This window comes from Pontiella sp. (assembly GCF_041622395.1).
Lineage (GTDB): Bacteria > Verrucomicrobiota > Kiritimatiellia > Kiritimatiellales > Pontiellaceae > Pontiella.
Window position 1 is genome coordinate 1 of record NZ_JBFJYW010000024.1, and the last position, 19,498, is coordinate 19,498.

Sequence of the window (19,498 nt, forward strand, 5' to 3'; positions counted from 1 at the left end):
CATTTTCTCCGATCACGAGTTACGCGCGGCGCTCGCCGCAAAGGGGTTCGAGAATACCGAGTTGGAGTGGATGCGATGTTCGGTTGCGGATGTGAAAACCGCGCTGGCTGAATTGCGAACGGGGGAACGGTTCACCGGAACGCATCACGAAACCTTCGCTATGCGCCGGGAGCAAGCCGAGGCCGTGGACAAGACGCACGACTACTTTCACTCCATCTGGCAGGAGGATAAGCACGCGGTTCCGCGCTTCCTTTGGAATGCAAAAATGCGCTTCGGCAAAACCTTCACCGCCTACCAGTTGGCAAAAAAACTCGGAGCAAAACGGGTGTTGGTGGTGACTTTCAAACCTGCCGTGGAGGATGCTTGGCAAACGGATTTGGAGTCCCATGTTGATTTTGACGGGTGGCAGTACCTTTCGCGTTCGACCGACAGTGACCCAACACAGATTGACCACAGGAAACCGGTCGTCTATTTCGGCTCTTTTCAGGATCTGCTTGGCCGAGACAAGGCGGGTAACATCAAACCGAAGAACGAATGGCTTCATGTCGTGAATTGGGATCTCGTGGTGTTCGATGAATATCATTTTGGTGCGTGGCGGGAGACGGCCAAAGAGCTTTTCGAGGGGGAGGAGGGTTCGGTTGCTAAAGAGGAGGCCAAGCTGGAGTACGCGCCCGGCCTCGAAAATGTGAACGAGGATCTGAGCGAACTTGCGGAGAAGGAAATTGAGTTTCTTCCCATCACAACAAAAGCCTATCTCTATCTCTCCGGTACGCCTTTTAAGGCGTTGGCCACAGGCGAATTCATTGAAGAACAAATCTTTAACTGGACCTACACCGATGAGCAGCGGGCCAAGGAAGAGTTTTCAAAGCAAAATCCACGTGCTCGAAATCCCTACGGTGCTTTGCCTCAAATGCGTCTGCTGACCTATCAAATGCCGGACGAGCTTTTGGCCATCGCAAGTTCGGGTGAGTTCGATTTGAATGTTTTTTTTGAAGCGTCCGGAAAGGAACTGCTGGCGCAGTTCAAACACAAGAATGATGTCCAGAAGTGGCTGGATATTATTCGCGGCGGGTATGCGCCCAAGTCGATCGAACATTTGAAGACGGGGACTCGCCCTCCATTCCCTTATTCGGATGTGCGCCTCCTGCCGTACCTTCAGCATTCGTTCTGGTTTATGCCGAATGTTGCGGCCTGCCATGCGATGGCGAATCTGCTGGCTGAAAAGCAAAATACCTTTTGGCATGACTACGACGTTGTCGTTTCTGCGGGGGCCTCGGCTGGTATTGGGCTGGATGCGCTACCGCCCGTGCGCAAAGCCGTAGGAAGTGGGTTTGAGACGAAAACAATCGTGTTGTCGTGCGGCAAGCTCACTACCGGCGTGACGGTTCCGCAATGGTCATCCATCCTGATGCTTCGCAATCTCAAATCGCCGGAGACCTACTTTCAAGCTGCATTTCGTGTGCAGTCGCCGTGGTCTATCAAGAACCCCAACGGTGATAATCCGAATGAAGAAGAAATTCTCAAGCCGGCCTGTTTTGTGTTCGACTTCGCGCCCACGCGCGCACTACGGCAGCTTTCCGAATATGGAATCGGTTTGTCGCCCAGCGAGCCGAATCCGGAAAATGCCGTGCGGGATCTCGTATCGTTCCTCCCCGTGCTGGCCTACGACGGTGCGAATATGACGCAGATTGACGCAGGGGGCATCCTCGATATTGCAATGGCGGGGACTTCCGCCACATTGTTGGCCCGCAAATGGGAGAGCGCACTGCTTGTCAACGTGGATAATGGAACCTTGCGCCGCATTCTCGATAGCGAGGAGGCAATGGCTGCCGTTGGGCGCATTGAGGGTTGGAGAGCGCTGGGTGATAACATCATTGAGACCATCATCAACAAGAGTGAAAAGGTCAAAGAGCTCAAGAACAAAGCGAAAGACGGCACCCTGACACCACAGGAGAAAAAAGAGCTGACGGCGGAGGAAAAGGAATATAAGTCCAAGCGCAAGCTTATCCAGGAAAAGCTGATCAAGTTTGCAACGCGTATTCCGGCGTTCATGTACCTCACTGATTTCCGCGAGAACACCCTGCAGGACGTAATCACCAAATTAGAGCCGGAACTTTTTCAGACGGTTACCGGCCTGACCGTTCAGGACTTCCACCTGCTTGTGAGACTTCGGGTGTTTAACACCGAACAGATGAACCAGGCCGTCTTCGCTTTCCGGCGGTATGAAGACGCATCGCTCCGCTACACGGGAATCGAGAGTCACGAGGGCCTAACTCATTATGGGCTGTATAATACTGTGGTGGCGGTTGAGTGAGTTGAGTTCCGATGCGGACGAATTCCCTGTCGCCCGCTCTTCCCAAATAAAGGCGCGACCCGTCGGTCACGCCTCAATCGTCACGCCTCAGTCGTCACGCCTGACGTTTTACTAATATGCGGTCACCGGAACGAAGCCGATTTCCTCGACCATTTCCTGCCCGTCTTCGGTCAGGTGGATGGTGACGAAGCGGTAGAGCGGGGAGCCGAGCTTCGGGTAGCCGTTGGTGTACATGAACAGCGGACGGGCGATCGGGTATTCGCCGGTCTGCACGGTTTCGGCGGACGGGTAGATGCCATTGATCTTGAGCGCCTTGACGGTTTTGTCGACGAAGCCGAGCCCGGCATAACCGATGGCGGCCGGGGTGCTCTGCACGCGCTGGCGGATGGCGCCGTTGGAGCCGACGTATTCGCAGTTCTCGTGGATCTTCTGTTTGTTCATCACGAGCCCTTCGAAGGTTTCGTAGGTGCCGGAGTTGGTGTCGCGCGAGATGGTCACGATCGCCTTGTCGGGCCCGCCGACGTCCTTCCAGTTGGAGATCTTGCCGAGGAAGATGTTGCGCACCTGCTCCACCGTCAGCGCCTGAACGGGGTTGGACGGGTGGACGAGGATCGGCAGACCGTCGAGCGCCACCACGTGGGCGACGGGCTGGATGCCTTTGTCGGCCGCGGCCTTGAATTCGGTGTCCTTCATCGGGCGCGACATGGCGGCGACATCGCAGGTGCCGTTGACCATGCTCTTGGCGCCGTTGCCGCTGCCGGATTCGGAGACGGTGATGTTCACGGAGGGGTTGGCGGCCATGTAGTATTCGGCGAACGCCTTGGCGATGGGGCCCACGGTGGTCGAGCCGTCGATGACGATCTTGTCGGCGGCGCCGGCGGCGCCTGCTACGGCTGCCGCCGCGGTGATTGCGAGGATCTGTTTTTTCATGGGAATTTCTCCGGGGTTGATTCTGTAGTCCTAACGGTCGTCCGTTAATGTGCTGTTTAAATTGCGGGGATGCGGTTAGGAGTTTGTGTCCAAAGTGTTAAAGCGGCGTTAGAAACAGCGCGGTTTTGGCAAAAAAAGCGGGCACCCCGAGGGTGCCCGTTTCCGTTTTGTTAGAATTTAACGGCGAGGTCGGCCAGGAAGGTGTTGACATCCGCCGCACTGCGGTTTTCGGTGATGAAGTAGGTCAGGCCGGCGGACCAGTTCTTGAGCAGCGCGTATTTCAGCTGGAACTTGTGGCCCTTGCCGCCCGTGCCGCCGCCCGAGAAGTCGCTGTCGGCGAGCAAGCCGATCACCGCGTCGGCTTCGAGGTCGCGGTAGTTGTAGTTGAAGCCGAGCTTTTTGTACTTGAGGCCGGCGCCAACCAGCCAGGCGGTGTCTTCATCGACGCCGTCGGCCGCGTTGACGATATAGTCGCCATAGAGGTAGAAGGGCACCACGCCATTCTTGATGTCGAGCTTCGTGAAACCTTCGATCAATCCGTAGCCATACTGCCAGTTTCCGTTTCCGTCTTCGGTGTTGCCGTTGCTCAGGGTCTTGGTTTTTACGATCTGAACGGTCTGCGCATCGCCGTTGTCGTCGGTGATGGTGGTCGTGCCGTTGTCGGATTCCGAGACCGGGATCTCGGTTCCGGCGATGTTGTCGTAGACGAAGGCGCCGCCGCCGAGGGTCCAGGTGAGGTGCTCGCCAAGGTCGACTTTGGCGGCCAATTGGCCCGCGCCCATGATGGCGTCGGTTGCCGGGTTGTCGGAAACCTTGTCCTGCCAACTGAAGTAGCCCAGATTGGCGATTAGCGTAAAGGCGTCGAACTCCTTTTCGTAGCCGAAGTTGAGGCCTTCGGGATTGACGTCCGAGTCGTACATCAGGTCGGAAACCTGTTCCCAGGGCTGCTTCATTTTGCCGACAACCGCCTGGAGGCCGTCGATCTTTTCGAAGGTGTAGCCCATGTACATGAGGTCGAGCCAGACCGCGCGTTTGTTGGCGAAATCCTCGAGGCTCTGGTTGGTGGACGTTGGGCTTTCGTCCGATCCGGTCGCCAGGCGGGCCCCCGCGAACACCCGGTCGTTCACGTCGGCATAGACGCCGATGCGGGCGCGGGCGCGCAGACGGGATTTGGTCGTGGTGTCATCGATCCCGACGTTCTCGAAGCGGGCGCGGATGTCGCCCTTGATCGCGATGTGGTCGGCCCAGCTTTTCTCGGCTGCGGGGGCGGTTTCGATTTCGTCCAGCCGCTTGCCGATCGCCTCGAGTTGCTGTTGCTGCAGGCGCACCTGTTCGCGCAGCGCGGTTGTTTCATCGACCTCCTCGGCCGCGAAGCCGGGCAGGGCCGAAGCCGCGATTCCCAAAACGATGCCATAAACAAAATTCTTTTTCATCGGTTCATCCTCCATTCAGGTTGTGTTCGGCAAAAATATTTCCAACGCAGGAAATCCCCTTCGCCTTTCGGAAGTGCCCGGCCTTGGCCCTGTTTTGGCTGGATTGTTTGGGGACTGTTTTCAAAACGACTCCCTTGTTTCCGAAATGTGAGGATATGGTCAGTCGGGAATGTTAGCGCAATATGAGGGCGTGGTTAGGGATTGGTAATTCATGGGAAAGTGGTTGGGGGTCAGATGATCCCTTCGCGGCCGAGTTCGCGGAAGATGCGCTCCACCTCCGAATGGGCAACCTCGATGAACTCCTCGTAGTCGGCCAGGTTTTGTCCCGTGGGGTCGGGAATGTCGCGGATTTCCTTTTCCTCGCCCTTCCATAGGTATTCCATCATCCGGAAAATCTTGCCGCCGGCCTTCGGGAACCGTTCGAGCAACTCGTCCTTCTGCCACTGCTCCATCACCAAAACGACATCGGCCTTGTTCACCAGTCTCGGGGTAAAGGGATCGGATTGGTGCCCGTTCAGGCTGAACCCTTTCGTGCGCGCCACATGCTTGACCACCTGGCTGGCCGAACTGCCCTGGCGCGCCCGTACGCCCGCCGAAAGGATCCGAACCTTCTTTCGCGCATACGGATAGTTCGACTTCAGGTATTGCTCCATATAGCCGTGCAGGTAGGCACTGCGCGTGATGTTCGCCTTGCACGCCACCACGATGGTGAACTTTTTCCCGAACAGGCCCATGGTCAATACTCCTCGTTCCAGCACGCGACCTGTTCCATGGACTGGAACGCCGTCATCTCGATCTGGATCGGGGTGAGGGCCACATAGCCGGATTGAACGACGCGCACGTCGGTGTCGGCCGAGTCGTCGAGCAGATCGAGCTCGCCGTCGAGCCAGTAGTATTTGTTGCCGCGCGGGTCGAGGTGGGTGGAAAACTTTTCCACGAAGCGGGAGCGGCCCATGCGGGCGGCCTTCATCCCCCGCAGTTCGGAGAGCGGTACGTTCGGAATGTTGACGTTGAGCAGGGTGCCGTCGGGCAGGGGATTGCGCGCCACCTTCGCCACGATGTCCGCGGCCACCTTGGCGGCGGTTTCCCAGTGCGGGTTCTGGAAGGTGCACAGCGAGAGCGCAATGGCGGGCACCCCGATGATGACCGCCTCGCTGGCGGCGGACACCGTGCCGGAATAGAGTACGCTGATCCCCGTGTTGGAGCCGAGGTTGATGCCGCTGACCACGAGGTCCGGCGGGTCGTCCCGGTGCAGCAGGCAAAGGGCCAGCTTGATGCAGTCGGCCGGGGTGCCGCCGACGGCGGTCCCGAAGTGCTGGTCGTCCTTTTCGACCGAGATGGATTTGATGGGATCGGTCAGCGTAATGGCGTGCCCGGCCGCGCTGCGTTCGGTGTCGGGGGCGCACACGTGCAGCTCGCCGAGGTGGCCGATGGACTTGTAGAGTTCCGCGATCCCTCGCGCGTGGATGCCGTCGTCGTTGCAAAGTAGGATTTTCATCCGGCCAATATGGCGGGGCCTTGGCAAAACATCAATGGCAAAGGAATCTTGCGAATGGATGGGCGGGCGGCCGCAATGCAAACCTTTGTCGACTTTATAATGACGTTCCGGCCCTTCCCGTATTATAAACACCGCCAACGAGGACGGTTGCCATGGATTTGATCGAAGAACTGGAAAAGCTCGACGCGATGTACAACAACGGGACGCTGACGGACGAGGAGTTTGTCAAAGCCAAGGATGCCCTGCTCGCCAAGTACCAAAGCTCCGGGCAAAAATTCAAGCAGGCCGTCGGCGATCTTTCGTCCGACGAGTCCGTTTGGGGCGTCCTCATCCACCTGTCGCAGTTCGGCGGCTACCTCATTCCCCTCGGCGGTTGGCTCCTGCCGATCTGCCTTTGGCTCATCAAGCGCAACGATTCGGAGACGATCGACCGCCATGGCCGGATCGTCATCAACTGGATCATCTCCCAGTTGATCTACGGAATCCTCTTCACGTTGCTCTGCTTTGTGCTGATCGGCATCCCGCTGTTGATCGTCCTGGGGATCGTCGCGTTCGTCTATCCGATCGTCGGCGCCGTCAAGGCCAGCTCCGGAGAGGTCTGGGACTATCCCGGCAACCTGCGGTTCCTTTAGTCGCGCGTCCTTCCGTTAAAACAAGTCGGATATCCGCGCGCAGCGTTCCCTCGCGCAGTAGTACACGGGAAACCTCGAGCTTTCGGATGATTTTCAACCACCCGCTTCGCTAGAGGTCACAGAGCTCAGAGGGGATATGTATATATGAGCCTCTGTGTCTCAGTGCCCTCTGTGGTGAAAAAACGAAGTTCTAGGTGATGCGCTGCAGTAGGGCCTCCCGCGAACTTGCATCCCGTGGCCCGATGGGCATACCTTTGCGCGCATGTTTATCATCAACAGCATCGCACCGATCTTCCTGCTGATCGCATTGGGAAAGGTTTTGCAGAAGAGCGGTTTCTTCCCGGAGGCGTTTTTCAAAAGCCTGAACCGGTTTGTCTTTTGGCTGGCGTTGCCGTGCTTGCTGATCGGCAGCATTAGCTCGGCCAAGCTGGAGTTCGGAACCATCTCGCGCATCGTGGCGTTGTTTGCCGCGGCCACGTTGCTGAGTCTCGCCCTTGCCTGGGTCGTTGCGCGCATGCTGAAACTGCCCGCGCCGACCAAGGGGGCGTTTATCCAGGGGGCGTTTCGCGGCAACGGGGCGTTCGTGGGGCTCCCCGTCATCGTCTACAGCCTGGCGGAGGCAAATCCCGAGGCGCATACCTTGGGTACGGTGGTGCTGGCCCCGGTCGTGGTCATCTTCAACGTGCTGAGCGTCGGCGTCTTGCTGCACTATGGCAAAAACAAACACGGTGCCGGCGAATCCGTTGCCACCTTTTTGCTGCAGATGGTGAAGAACCCGCTGCTGATGGCGTGTTTGCTGGGCATTGCCCTCAACCTGCTGGGCATCGGGTTGCCGGTCTTCCTGGCCCGATCGCTCGAGGCCCTGGGCAAGTCGGCGCTGCCGCTGGTGCTGATGGGCATCGGCGCCGGACTGGCGTTCGAGCGCTTGAGAGGGGCCGCGTCCCCGTCGCTGATCGCATCGCTGATCAAGGTGGTCGCCGCCCCGGCGCTGGGGTTTTTGCTGGCCGGGCTTTTCCAGCTCGACCTGACCGGAAAAATGATTGCGATCTTCTACCTCGGCTGCCCGGCGGCGGGCATGTCGTATGTCATGGCCGACGTGATGGGCAACGACGCCACGCTGGCCGGACGAATCATTGCCGTCAGCACCTTGCTCTCGGCCATCACCATCCCTATCATCATCGCCATTGGCCTTTAATATGATCGTCTTCAAAAACATATCCCTGCACGTCCACCGGCAAACGTTGCTGGATGGGGCGGACCTATCGATTGCCCTCGGCGAAAAGGCGGTGATCCGCGGCCCGTCGGGCTGCGGCAAGAGCTCGCTGCTCAAGAGTGCCGTCGGCATCCTTCCCCTCGCGAGCGGTTCCATCGCGGTCGATGGGCAGGAGCTCTCCGCCGAAACCATCGGCGGAATCAGAGGCCGCATCGCGTTCATTGGCCAGGAGCCCGTCTTGGGCGCGGACACGGTTCGCGAAGCCTTGCTGCTGCCGTTCTCCTTCAAGACCCACCGCGGCAACCGTCCGCCGGACGACCGCGTGCTCGAAGCGCTGCACGACCTGCACCTCGGCGAAGAGATTCTCGACAAGCCCTCCAAACGGATTTCCGGCGGCGAAAAGCAACGCATCGCCCTGGCCCGTGCCTTGCTGCTAGGCAAAGACATCTTTTTGGCGGATGAGGTCACCTCCGCCCTCGATCCGGAAAGCAAGGCCGCCGTGATGGAGCGGCTTTTCCGGCCGGGTATCACCTTGTTGTCCGTCTCGCACGATCCCGACTGGATCGCAAAATGCAACCGCGTGATCGGCATCGAGAACCACCGGCTGACGGAGGAGAGCGCATGATTGTGGAAGTGGACATGCCCTCCATGCTTTCGATGTTTGCGCTGCTGCTGATTCCGATCGGCGTCTTCATCTATCTCGGCATCGGCCTCGTGCGCGAAACGATTTTTTCGGCGCTCCGCATGACGGTGCAACTCCTGCTGGTCGGGCTCTACCTGAAATATATTTTCGTGCTGAACAATGGCTGGGTCAACCTGCTGTGGGTCGTCGTCATGATGGTGGCGGCCAATGTCAGCATCCTCGGCAAGGCGGGCCTGAAGCGACGGCTGTTTTTCTGGCGCTCGCTGACGGGCGTGGCCACCAGTACGCTGGTGGTGAGCGGCTGGTTCATTCTCGTCGCCATCCGGCCCGAGCCCTTCTACGACGCGCGCTACATGATCCCGATCATCGGCATGATCCTCGGCAACTGCCAGCGCAGCAACGTGCTGAGCCTGGAGCGTTTCTACAGCGGCATCCGCAAGAACGAGCAGGAATTCATCACCTACCTCATGCTCGGCGCCACCCTGCGCGAGGCGGTCTTCCCCTATCTGCGCACCTCGATCAAGGGCTGCGTCAATCCGTCCATTTCCACGATGGCCACCATGGGCATCGTTTCGCTCCCCGGCATGATGACCGGGCAAATCCTCGGCGGCGCCATGCCGATGGCCGCGATCAAATACCAGGTCGGCATCATGCTTTGCATCTTCACCGCCATGGTCATTGCCGCCATCGTCAACATCCTGCTGAGCCTCCCCGTTGCGTTCGATGACCATCAGCGTCTAAGGCTTGATGTCTTCCAATAAACATTGCATTGTCTTGCAAGTGGGTCGCGTTTTCCGCCGACCCGAACGGAGAGGGATATGAATAAAAAACTGCCGGTATCTATCACCGGAGCGGCGCTGGTTGTTGCGTTGGCGTGCATTGTGTCGGCCGTTGCTTCGCAGGCGAAAGCCCGGAAATCCGCGAAGGAACTCCACGCGTTGCGGGCGCAGATTGCCCGGATGAAGGCGTTTGTTCCCGGTGTCGGCACCCCGATCTACACCCCCGGCGAACCGCCCGCCACCAACGCGGTGGCCCTGGTGGAGCATAGCACAGCCCCGCGCGGCCCGCGCGATGACGAAGCGGCCGATCCGCAGCAAAGAAGCCGCCCGTCCCGCGAATCGTTCGAGGACCGCATGGCCAACATGAAGGCGGAAGATCCGGAAGGCTATGCCGAAATGATCCGGCGCAGGGAGGAGGCCCAGCAGATGATGCGCTATGGCCTGGCCGAACGCACCGCCACCTTCCTGGATCTCGACACCTCGGGCATGACCGAGCAGGAACGCGCCAACCACGAACGCCTGGTAACCAAAATGGCCAACATCTGGGAGCTGAGCGCAAAATTCCAGGATCCCGAAGCCGCTCCCGACCGCGAAGCCATGCGCGAGCTTTTCATCGAGATGCGCGAAGTCCGGCCGCTGCTGGATCTGGAGCGCACCGCCATGTTCAAGCAACTCGGCTTCGAGCTGGGCTACGAAGGCGAAGATGCCGACGTTTTTGCCGCCCATGCCGAAGAGATCATTTCCGCCACTTCGCTTCAGATGCCGGACGGCCGCGGCGGGCAAGGCGGCGGGCGCGGGCCGGCCGGCGGCGGCCGCTAAAGTTGCCGGGCCGGCCTCGGAGGGAAAGACGCGCATGAAGATTGGAATCCTTTCCGATACCCACGGCAACCTGCCCGCCACCCAGGGCGCGGTGGAGGCGTTCCGTGCGGCGGGCGTTTCGGCGATCTTCCATTGCGGCGACATCGGCGCGTTCGAGGTGCTGGAAAAGCTCTCGGTTTTGCGGGTGCCCGTTCATGCCGTGCTCGGCAACGTCGATGCCTATGCGGATTCGTGGCGGTTTGCCCCGGACCGGCAGGGAATTAATCTGCATGGAACGTTCGGCGACATCGCGTTGGCGGGCTACCGCATTGCGCTGTTGCACGGCGATGATGCCCGGCGGTTCGACCAAGCGGTGGCATCGAGGGATTTTGACTTTGTCTTTTCCGGCCACTCGCATGAATTCCACGATTATGCCGTAGGGGAAACGCGTTGCATCAATCCCGGCACGGCGGGGCGGGGAACGCCTTGCACCTGTGCGGTGCTCGATCCCGGTTCGGGAACGCTGCAAAAGGTGCGGATTTAGTGGGTCCAACCCTTGCTGCGTTCGACCGCCTTGAGCCATTGGGCGAAACGCGCATCCGCTTCGTCGGCGGAGATCTGCGGTTCGAACACGCGGTCGATTTCGCGGACGGCCGCAATGGCGTCGAGGCCATCCCAGAAGCCGACGGCCAGCCCCGCCAGCGCGGCGGCCCCGAACGCGGTGGTTTCGACCATCTTGGGGCGTTCCACCGGAACCTGCAGCAGATCGGCCTGGATCTGCAACAGGAGGTCGTCCGCCGTTGCGCCGCCATCGACCCGCAAAGATTCCATCGGTTGGGCCGCATCCTTCTCCATCGCACGCAACACCTCCATGGACTGGAAGCAGATGGCTTCCTGCGCCGCCCGGGCAATGTGGGCGCGGCCCGTTCCGCGGGAGAGGCCAACGATGGTCCCGCGCGCATGCGGGTCCCAGTGCGGCGCGCCGAGCCCGGCGAAGGCGGGCACCAGGTAGACGCCGCCCGTATCGGGGACCTGCGCCGCCAACTGCCGGATGTCGGAGGAGTGTTCGATGATCCCCAGCTCGTCGCGCAACCATTGGACGACGGCGCCTCCGATGAAGACGCTGCCCTCCAGCGCATAGTTGACGGTGTTGCCCAGCTTCCAGGCCACGGTCGTCAGCAATTGGTTGGCGGAGGCGACGGGTTGGGTGCCGGTGTTCATCAGCAGGAAGCATCCGGTGCCATAGGTGTTTTTCGACGAGCCCGGTTCGTAACAGGCCTGCCCGAACAAGGCGGCATGCTGATCGCCCGCGATGCCGGAAATCGTGCAGCCGCATTCGCACAGGAAGCGGTCGACCGCGCCGTAGGATTGGCTCGACGGGCAAACCTCGGGCATCATGCTGCGCGGGATGCCGAGGATCTCCAGCAACTCGTCGTCCCATTCCAGCGAGTGGATGTTGAACAGCAGGGTGCGCGAGGCATTGGTGACGTCGGTGAGGTGCCGCGAACCGTGGGTCAGCTTCCACATCAGCCAGGAATCGATTGTGCCGAACGCCAACTCGCCGCGTTCGGCCTGGGCGCGCGCACCATCGATGTGGTCGAGCATCCACTTGATCTTCGTCCCGGAAAAGTAGGGGTCGAGCCTGAGCCCCGTCTTTTGCTGGAACAGCGCTTCGGTGCCGTCGGCCTTCAGTTTGGCGCAGATGTCCGCCGTTCGGCGGTCCAGCCAGACGATGGCATTGTGGATGGGTTCGCCGGTTTTGCGGTTCCAGACCACGGTGGTTTCGCGCTGGTTGGCGATGCCGATGGCCTGGATGTTTTCCGCGTGCATGCCGGCATGGTGCATCGCTTGCAGGGCCGTTTGCTGCTGCGTCTGCCAGATCTCCTCCGGGTCGTGTTCCACCCAGCCGGGCTGCGGATAATATTGCTTGAATTCGCGCTGCGCAACCCCGCGCACGTTGCCGGAATGATCGAACAAGATCGCTCGCGAGCTCGTCGTTCCCTGATCCAATGCCAATACGCATTCCATAGAGCGGCAGTATAGGGCCCGGCCGAGCGATTTGAAGAACTATTTAAGGCCAAGATAGCGCTTGTCGAGCAGGTAGCCGGGGCGGACGTCTTTCATCGAGTGGAGCATGCTTTTCCCGAGGTTCGGGAAGTCGGTTTCCAGTTCCTTGAGCAGGCGTTCGATCCGCGCGCGGTCGCCGGATTCGTCGAGCCGTTCGGAATAGTCGCATTGGCCCAGGACGGGGAACCCGTAGGCCTCGGCGCAGGTTTCGATCAAGTCCTTCGGGGCATGGCAGAGCGGCCGGATGACGCGTAGCTTGCCGCCGTTGCCCGGCACGTTCGGGCCCATCGTCTTGAGCCCGGTGCCGCGGAAGAGGCCCATCAGCAGGCTGACGCACAGATCGTCGCGGTGGTGCCCGAGCGCGAGTTTGTTGGCGCCGATTTCCTCGGCATAGCCGTGGATGAATCCGCGCCGCAGGCGGGAGCAGAGTCCGCACGGCTTGCTGTCGGCTTCTTTTTCAACGATCAACCGCGCGATCGGCGTTTCGATCACCTTCAGGTTCCATCCCTGTTCCTCGGCATAGGCCTTGAGCGGGGCGTGGTCGATGCCGCCGAAACCTTCGTCGATGGTCACGGCAAAGAGGTCGAACTTGACCGGGGCGCGTTTTTGCAGGCGGGCGAGGACCTGCATCAGCATCATCGAATCGACTCCGCCGCTGATCCCGGCCAGCAGGCGGTCGCCGTCCTGGATCATCTCGTATTCCACGACCGCCGTTCCGGCAAGCCGGCATAACTGTTCGTACGGCGCGCCCATTATTTTTTCCGGATGGCCGACTTGATTTCCCGCAGTTCGGGGGCCTTGAGGGCGATGGCGAGCAGGAGATAGGCGGTGCCGCCGGCGGCGACGGCGAGGGCAACGGCGGAGAGCTGGGCGAACTTGGCTGGCAAAAGGGTGCCGAGCAGGGGTTCCGAATAGCGCGCCACCGCCCAGGCGGCGGCCCCCATCATGAGCGCGCAGGCGAGGTAGCGGACGAAGCTTCCGGCAATGGCTTCCCATTGGATCCGTTCGATCTTCCGCGACAGCAGGAAGCCGAGCGCGGTCATGCCCATGGCTTCGGCGGCAACGGTCGAAAGGGCCATGCCGGCATGTTTCCAATATTCGGGCAGCGTGAGAATGAACACGATGTTCAGGGTCAGGTTGAGTACCACGGTGTAGACGCCGATGCGGACGGGCGTCTTGGTGTCCTGCAGGGCATAGAAAGCCGGGACGAACACCTTGGCGGCGCTGAAGACGACGAGCCCGGGGGCATAGAACATGAGGGCCCGGGCGCTGAGCCGGGTGGAGTCGGCCCCGAAGCTTCCGCCCCATTCGAAAATGGCGCCGAGGATATTCGGCGCCAGGACGAGCAGGCCGACTGCGGCGGGCGTCATGATGAAGGCGAGGTGGCGCAGGGAGGAGGTGATGGTGGCGCCCATGGCATCGTTTTCGCCTTTGGCCGCATGCGCGGAGAACGTCGGTAGCAACACGGTGCCCATGGCGGTGGCAATGATGCCAAGCGGGAAGTAGATCATCCGTTCGCTGTAGAACAGGGCGGCGGGGGCCCACGGGCCGATCCACATCGCGAGCAGGCGGTCGATCAGGACGTTGAACTGGGTGACGGCCATCCCGAGCGCCGCCGGCCCCATCAGCAACAGCATTTGGCGGACGCGCGGATCGTTCCACTGGCAGGAACACCGAAAGGGGCAGCCGAAGCGCTTGAGCGCGGGAAGCTGGATGGCGACCTGCGCGGCCCCGGCCAGCAGTACGCCCCAGGCCAGCACGGTTGCCCGCGAGGCGGGGTCCTGGCCAACCAGCGGGAACACGGCCAGCATCACGACAATCAGGATCAGGTTGAGCAGGCTCGGGGCAAAGGCCGAGGTGGCGAAGTGTTGGTACGAGTTGAGCACCGCCATGGAAAGGGCCGCCATGCAGATGAGCAGGACGTAGGGAAACATGATCCGCGCCAGCTCGAAGGTGACCTGCCATTTCTCGGTGCAGTCGGGCAGTCCGATCCCGACCGAGAAGAGCAGGACGCCGATGAGGGCGATCAGGGTGAGGAAGGCGGCGGTGAGGGTGGCAACCTTTGCGGCCATGTCCCACGCGGCCTTGTCGCCCTGTTTCGTTCGGGTTTCGATGAAGACGGGGATGAAGGCGGCCGAGAGCGCCCCTTCGCCGAAGAGCCGGCGGAAGAGGTTCGGGATCGTGAACGCCACGAAAAAGGCGGAAGCGAGCAGCGACGTGCCAAAGTGGAAGGCGATGAAGATGTCGCGGAGCATGCCGAGGCCGCGACTGAGCAGCGTAAAGCCGCCCACCACCCCGACCGAACGGATTACCTGATTGTGTTTCAAGCAATAACCTCCAAAGAGGAATGTTCAAGGCGGCAGGGGGACCGGGGGGGCTTGGCATGGGGCGCGTATGCCGGTTGGTTCTTCATTCTGAAATCTCGATTCTTGGATTGGTCGCGGCGCTACCGCCTCGGTTTTGATTGCGTTGGACGAACGAAATAACTAAATGTATGGCATTCAAAAGAGCAGATCAAAACAGAACGGATTCAATTTATGACCGACCCAGGGACCATATTGCAGGGCGACGATGCCGCCATCAAAGCGTCGTTCAAGGAGATGAACGACCTTCCGGTCGATTGGGATTTGAGCGACAAGCAGGTCGAGCCGTTGCGCAAATACCAAACCACGATCGCCAACCCGGCGGCGGTTTCGGGGCCGGGCACCTTTCTGCGCAAGGCGATGCGGACCATCCGCTTCGAGCCGACGGATCAGCCGGGGTGGTGGCTCGACCGCACCGACCTGCCGCATACGCTGCCGATCCGCGTCGGGATTTCCAATGTTTGGACCACCGGGCAGATCGTGAGCAACATCGTGCTGCGCAGCGGCAACCCGCACAACTATGTCCGTATGGTAGAGCACATCGTTTCGCTGCGCATGGGCATGGGAATCGACAATCTGATGATCAAGATCGACTCGGGCGATCCGCCGCTGTTCGCGCAGGGGAGTTTGGATCTGGTCGAGGCGTTCGATCAGTGCGGCAAGGTGACCGGCGACAAGCCGGTATCCTACGTCACCGTCAAGGAACCGGTTACCGTGGGCGGGGCCTACGGCGATTTCATTACGCTTGCCCCGCCGGACGATCTGGAAAACCCGCAGCTGACCGTCGATTGCGCCGTCAATTTCAAGACCGCCATCGGGCAGCAGCGCATCGTGTTCCCGGTTTGCGAAGAGCTGACCCGCATGGCTTCGGTTGCGCGCACCAACACCTCGTATGGCAAGATGCTCTACTGCGCTACGGTCGGCAAGTTGTTCGCCGACATCCGCAACCTCGGCTACAACAAGCAAAACGTTTCCATTGCCGGGAAAAACCGCTACATCAACGAACCGCGCCTGTTGCACGAAGGCAAGCCGCTCGAGGCCGTCTGGCACCGCGCGGTGCTCGATATGCTCGCCGCGATCGCCCTGATCCAAAACGGACGCTTCGTCGGCAAGATCAAATCCTACAAGGCCGGGCACCGCCTCGACTGCGAAATGGTCCGGCAACTCTATCTCAATCAAGTGCTTGTACCGTTGGAGGATCTGAGTTGATGCATCAATGGAAACGGGTTTTCGGGTGTTCCGTTTTTCTGTTTGTTGTTGGTGCCAGCCTTGGAGACAGCTTCTTTGTTGATGCAACCGCCGATGGAACGGGGGATGGGTCGAGCTGGGAGCAAGCGAAGAAGACGATCCAGGCCGGCGTGGACTTGGCAATGGATGGCGATACCGTTTGGGTGGCGGACGGTATTTATTTCATGGCTACGCCTGTGGTGATCACGAATGGAATTCACCTTGAAAGCGTGGGAGGCCCTGAGTCGACCACAGTTAATGGAGATGGTGCATCTTCTTGTTTCATCCTTGGAAACTCGACTTGCGTTGTTTCGGGGTTTTGCATTGCCAATGGAGTGACCAACTACACCACGGAAGGCAGTGATATTGCCGGGAATGGTGGAGGCGTCGCTTGTTCGGGGACGCAACCAGTCGTTACAAATTGTGTTTTTGTTGGCAATCGAGCAGCCACCTATGGCGGTGGGATGTATATGGGGACGGCAAGAAATTGTGTTTTTCGCGATAATACAGCCCAAAAAGGGGGAGGCCAGTTCGGAGGGACGGCATGGAATTGCACGTTCATCGCCAACACCGCCAGTGACGGAGGGGGAGGCAGGGCGAGTGGATCGGCCTTTGACTGTACCTTTAGTGAAAACTCGACCGTTTATTACGGTGGTGGAATGGCCGGTGGTTTGGCAAGCAATTGTTGCTTTGAGGCCAATTCGGCAGGATTTGGCGGCGGGATGTACGCCGGAGTGGCGAACCGTTGCTTTTTCCGGTTTAACCAGGCCAACTCGGGCGGGGGAATCGAGCAGGGCAAAGCAAGCTCTTCTGTTTTCAGTGCGAATCAAGCGCTGTTTGGTGGCGGGGGGATGTCTGGCGGAGAGGCAACTCAGTGCACTTTTAGCGGGAACAGAGCTCATTATGGCGGGGGAATGCGCTCGGGAACGGTCAGCAATTCCATACTATGGCATAATTATGCCGAATTATCGGGCACTGATCTCTACGGGACTCTTGCGACTTATTGTTGTTCCCCGGACGTTGTGCATGGTGTCGATGGTTGCATAACCAATAACCCCCAGCTTGTTACGGATTCGCATATTGGTGGGACATCCCCATGCATTTCGGCCGGCCAAGCTTCGTCGGTCGTTGACGTGGATATCGATGGGGAGGCATGGGCAATCCCTCCGTCTATGGGATGCGATGAGTACGTTGGGCATGAACCGATGGGCGAGCCGGTTTTCTTATCGCTACAAGGGGCGACCAATTTTGCGACGGGATACGCCATTGAGTTCCAAGTCGTCATCCAAGGCGTAGCTTCGGAAAGCATGGTGGATTTTGGGGATGGAGCTTCGGCAACAAACATACTTGGACGCATATCGCATCAATGGAGAGATCCTGGTGATTATGCCGTTGTTCTTTCGGTGATGAACGGAGCCATGGCCGGTTATGCTCGTTGCACCCAAAGCGTTCATGTTGTTTCTAGCGATGAAAGCATGGTTTATGTTTCGCCGCACGGAAGTGCACAGAACGATGGCTGTAGTTGGTTGTCTGCAAAGGGAACGATCCAGGGCGGCGTGGATGCCCAAGGGGTTTTGGGCGGCGTGATAATGGTCGGCAACGGAACCTATTTGGTTGGGTCGGCGATTAAGGTAGCGAAAGGGGTTCGGATCAAAAGCGCGGCGGGGGCAGAATCCACCATTATTGACGGGAATGGAGCGAGCCGTTGTTTTGATCTGGGAAGTTCAACGTGCTCCATTGATGGGTTTACTATCCAGAACGGCTACACGATCAGTAGTGGGGGTGGTGTTTTTTGTTACGGTTGTGTTCCCGAAATTCTGAACTGCGTACTGATTGGAAATTATGCGAAATATAGTGGAGGCGCCCTGTACGGCGGGAGGGCCGAAAACTGCCTTTTTGTCGAAAACGCATCGAAAGCCGGTGGGGCGCAACGAAGCGGAATCGCACAAAACTGCACATTCAGCGGGAACGTAGCAACCTCTGGTGAAGCTGTTTTCGTGGGCAGATTAAGCAATTGTATCTCTTGGCCAGACTCCGTGTCGGGGAATCCGCTAGTGACGAACGCGTGCTGCTTCAACGACCCCATTTTCGGGAGTACGAATACAGGGGATTATGGATTAACTGCCGAATCCCCTTGTATCGATGCCGGCATTGCAGCTTTTTCGACCCAAGTTGAGGATCTTGCGGGAAGCCCACGAATATTCGGCGGTTCGATCGACCTAGGGGCATTTGAGTTTCCCGTGACCCGCAACACACCCGTTGCGGTGCCAACGCAATGGATGGTCGAGCATGGATTCAGTGGGGATTCCGATGCCTTGGACGATCAAGACGAAGACGGCATGATCACATGGGAAGAATATGTTGCAGGAACCCTCCCGTCAGATCCCGAGTCCTTTTTCCGTGTTGGAATAGCCGGGGACGCTACGCGATATGTGGTTTCTTGGTTTCCCTCGATCACTGGACGAAAGTATTTTGTGCAGGGAACCGATAACCTGATGGATAGTTTTCATACCCTAGTGGAAGTGGATTTTACGGATGGCTCTTGGACCAACAATATGTTGGACCCGTTGGGATTCGTCCGGATACAAGTAGAGTTGGAATAGGAGGAGCCGAAAAAATGAAATCGTATCGGAAAGAACTTTGGTTTCAGGCGCCGCAACGCCGCCAAATCATCCACATCACGCCGCAGATCGAGGAGTGCCTGCGCGAGTCGGGGATCAAGGAAGGGCTTTGCCTGGTCAACGCCATGCACATCACGGCTTCGGTGTTCATCAACGATAACGAAAGCGGGCTGCATTCCGACTACGAGCGCTGGCTCGAAAAACTGGCGCCGGAAAAGCCCTACGACCAGTATGCCCACAACGGCTACGAAGACAACGCCGATGCCCACCTGAAGCGCACCATCATGGGCCGCGAAGTCGTGGTGGCCGTGACCAACGGCAAGCTGGATTTCGGCCCGTGGGAAGCCATCTTCTACTACGAACTCGACGGCAAGCGCCAGAAGCGTGCGCTGGTGAAGATCATCGGGGAATAACACCCGCGCAAAGCATCATTCCTCCAGGATATACATGTAGCCGGAGACGCGGGCGCGGAACTGGCCCGTTGCCAGATTGCCATCGTCGATGATTCCGTCGATTTTCGCCATCTGTTCGGTCGTCCAATCGGGGCTGTGCACGGAAACTGCGGCACTTACCCCAAACTGGCCGTTGTCCCAATCCCACTTGCCGCCGATCACGGTGTCTTCGGTCCAGTCGGCATTGCGCAAGTAACCAGACATGCCGGAGGGCATCCGGGACGGGGTGGTGTCGGGCGGGTAGGTCCCGAAGTCGAGGGCGTATTGGACAAAGGCCTGCCCGGCGGCTGTTATCTCGGCGGCAAAAATGCGGTTGCGCGTTCTGATGCCCGCATGGTTCATGGCGGGGATGCTCAACGCGGCCAGCAGACCGATGATTGACGATACAATCATGATCTCTATCAGGCTGAAGCCGCTCTTGTCTTGTCCATGCACAATGAAATTTTAAAGCATTTTGAGTGCTATTGTGCTTCCCTTAAAAAGGAGCGGGCCAGTGCAGCGCATCACCTAGAACTTCGTATTTTCACC

At 59.2% G+C, this 19,498-nt stretch carries 18 protein-coding genes; 10 read left to right on the forward strand and 8 right to left on the reverse strand.

Annotated features, from left to right (window positions below):
• A partial coding sequence (locus tag ABYO54_RS02545) for a DEAD/DEAH box helicase family protein (protein ID WP_372806586.1) occupies window positions 1–2,314 on the forward strand: 2,314 nt, incomplete at its 5' end.
• A 111-nt stretch (window positions 2,315–2,425) separates the two neighbouring features.
• Here the strand turns inward: ABYO54_RS02545 and ABYO54_RS02550 are convergent.
• From ABYO54_RS02550 to surE, 4 genes are all read right to left on the reverse strand, one after another.
• Window positions 2,426–3,244: a phosphate ABC transporter substrate-binding protein gene (locus tag ABYO54_RS02550; protein ID WP_372806588.1), complete on the reverse strand. Its 819-nt coding sequence runs from the start codon at window positions 3,242–3,244 to the stop codon at window positions 2,426–2,428.
• Between the two features lie 170 nt (window positions 3,245–3,414).
• On the reverse strand, window positions 3,415–4,677 hold the full coding sequence (locus ABYO54_RS02555) for a putative porin (protein WP_372806590.1): 1,263 nt from the start codon (window positions 4,675–4,677) through the stop codon (window positions 3,415–3,417).
• Window positions 4,678–4,907: 230 nt separating this feature from the next.
• Window positions 4,908–5,435: a hypothetical protein gene (locus ABYO54_RS02560; RefSeq protein WP_372806591.1), complete on the reverse strand. Its 528-nt coding sequence runs from the start codon at window positions 5,433–5,435 to the stop codon at window positions 4,908–4,910.
• Complete coding sequence (gene surE / locus ABYO54_RS02565; RefSeq protein WP_372806593.1) at window positions 5,414–6,175, reverse strand: 5'/3'-nucleotidase SurE; 762 nt, start codon at window positions 6,173–6,175, stop codon at window positions 5,414–5,416. Before surE ends, ABYO54_RS02560 begins: the two co-directional genes overlap by 22 nt.
• Before the next feature lie 152 nt (window positions 6,176–6,327).
• On the opposite strand from surE, the gene ABYO54_RS02570 reads away from it, so the two are divergent.
• The 6 genes from ABYO54_RS02570 to ABYO54_RS02595 all read left to right on the forward strand — a co-directional run bounded on the left by ABYO54_RS02570 (window position 6,328) and on the right by ABYO54_RS02595 (window position 10,784).
• Window positions 6,328–6,807, forward strand: coding sequence for a DUF4870 domain-containing protein (locus ABYO54_RS02570; protein WP_372806595.1), 480 nt, complete (start codon window positions 6,328–6,330; stop codon window positions 6,805–6,807).
• Between the two features lie 262 nt (window positions 6,808–7,069).
• On the forward strand, window positions 7,070–8,002 hold the full coding sequence (locus ABYO54_RS02575; protein ID WP_372806597.1) for an AEC family transporter: 933 nt from the start codon (window positions 7,070–7,072) through the stop codon (window positions 8,000–8,002).
• Window position 8,003: 1 nt separating this feature from the next.
• A complete protein-coding gene (locus tag ABYO54_RS02580) occupies window positions 8,004–8,645 on the forward strand; it encodes an ATP-binding cassette domain-containing protein (protein WP_372806598.1) in 642 nt (213 codons plus the stop codon).
• A complete protein-coding gene (locus ABYO54_RS02585) occupies window positions 8,642–9,424 on the forward strand; it encodes an ABC transporter permease (RefSeq protein WP_372806600.1) in 783 nt (260 codons plus the stop codon). Before ABYO54_RS02580 ends, ABYO54_RS02585 begins: the two co-directional genes overlap by 4 nt.
• Before the next feature lie 57 nt (window positions 9,425–9,481).
• Window positions 9,482–10,261, forward strand: coding sequence for a hypothetical protein (locus ABYO54_RS02590; RefSeq protein WP_372806602.1), 780 nt, complete (start codon window positions 9,482–9,484; stop codon window positions 10,259–10,261).
• A 34-nt stretch (window positions 10,262–10,295) separates the two neighbouring features.
• The gene (locus ABYO54_RS02595) at window positions 10,296–10,784 is read left to right on the forward strand and encodes a metallophosphoesterase (RefSeq protein ID WP_372806604.1); all 489 of its coding nucleotides are present in this window, start codon (window positions 10,296–10,298) and stop codon (window positions 10,782–10,784) included.
• Here the strand turns inward: ABYO54_RS02595 and glpK are convergent.
• From glpK to murJ, 3 genes are read right to left on the reverse strand one after another with little or no spacing between them, the layout of a single operon-like run.
• A complete protein-coding gene (gene glpK / locus ABYO54_RS02600) occupies window positions 10,781–12,268 on the reverse strand; it encodes a glycerol kinase GlpK (RefSeq protein WP_372806606.1) in 1,488 nt (495 codons plus the stop codon). The genes ABYO54_RS02595 and glpK overlap by 4 nt on opposite strands.
• Before the next feature lie 39 nt (window positions 12,269–12,307).
• Window positions 12,308–13,060: an ATP-binding protein gene (locus tag ABYO54_RS02605; protein ID WP_372806607.1), complete on the reverse strand. Its 753-nt coding sequence runs from the start codon at window positions 13,058–13,060 to the stop codon at window positions 12,308–12,310.
• Window positions 13,060–14,634: a murein biosynthesis integral membrane protein MurJ gene (gene murJ, locus ABYO54_RS02610; RefSeq protein ID WP_372806609.1), complete on the reverse strand. Its 1,575-nt coding sequence runs from the start codon at window positions 14,632–14,634 to the stop codon at window positions 13,060–13,062. The genes ABYO54_RS02605 and murJ overlap by 1 nt, the downstream gene beginning before the upstream one ends.
• Before the next feature lie 210 nt (window positions 14,635–14,844).
• Here murJ and ABYO54_RS02615 point away from each other — a divergent pair, with 210 nt between their 5' ends.
• The 3 genes from ABYO54_RS02615 to ABYO54_RS02625 are packed head-to-tail and all read left to right on the forward strand — an operon-like array spanning window position 14,845 to window position 18,931.
• Window positions 14,845–15,879: a UDP-3-O-acyl-N-acetylglucosamine deacetylase gene (locus tag ABYO54_RS02615; protein WP_372806611.1), complete on the forward strand. Its 1,035-nt coding sequence runs from the start codon at window positions 14,845–14,847 to the stop codon at window positions 15,877–15,879.
• Window positions 15,879–18,500: a choice-of-anchor Q domain-containing protein gene (locus ABYO54_RS02620; RefSeq protein ID WP_372806613.1), complete on the forward strand. Its 2,622-nt coding sequence runs from the start codon at window positions 15,879–15,881 to the stop codon at window positions 18,498–18,500. The genes ABYO54_RS02615 and ABYO54_RS02620 overlap by 1 nt, the downstream gene beginning before the upstream one ends.
• Before the next feature lie 14 nt (window positions 18,501–18,514).
• The gene (locus tag ABYO54_RS02625) at window positions 18,515–18,931 is read left to right on the forward strand and encodes a secondary thiamine-phosphate synthase enzyme YjbQ (RefSeq protein ID WP_372806615.1); all 417 of its coding nucleotides are present in this window, start codon (window positions 18,515–18,517) and stop codon (window positions 18,929–18,931) included.
• Window positions 18,932–18,946: 15 nt separating this feature from the next.
• On the opposite strand, the gene ABYO54_RS02630 is transcribed toward ABYO54_RS02625, so the two are convergent.
• Window positions 18,947–19,405 carry a type II secretion system protein gene (locus tag ABYO54_RS02630; protein ID WP_372806617.1) on the reverse strand — a complete coding sequence of 153 codons (459 nt, stop codon included), beginning with the start codon at window positions 19,403–19,405 and terminating at the stop codon, window positions 18,947–18,949.
• Window positions 19,406–19,498: the final 93 nt, after the last annotated feature.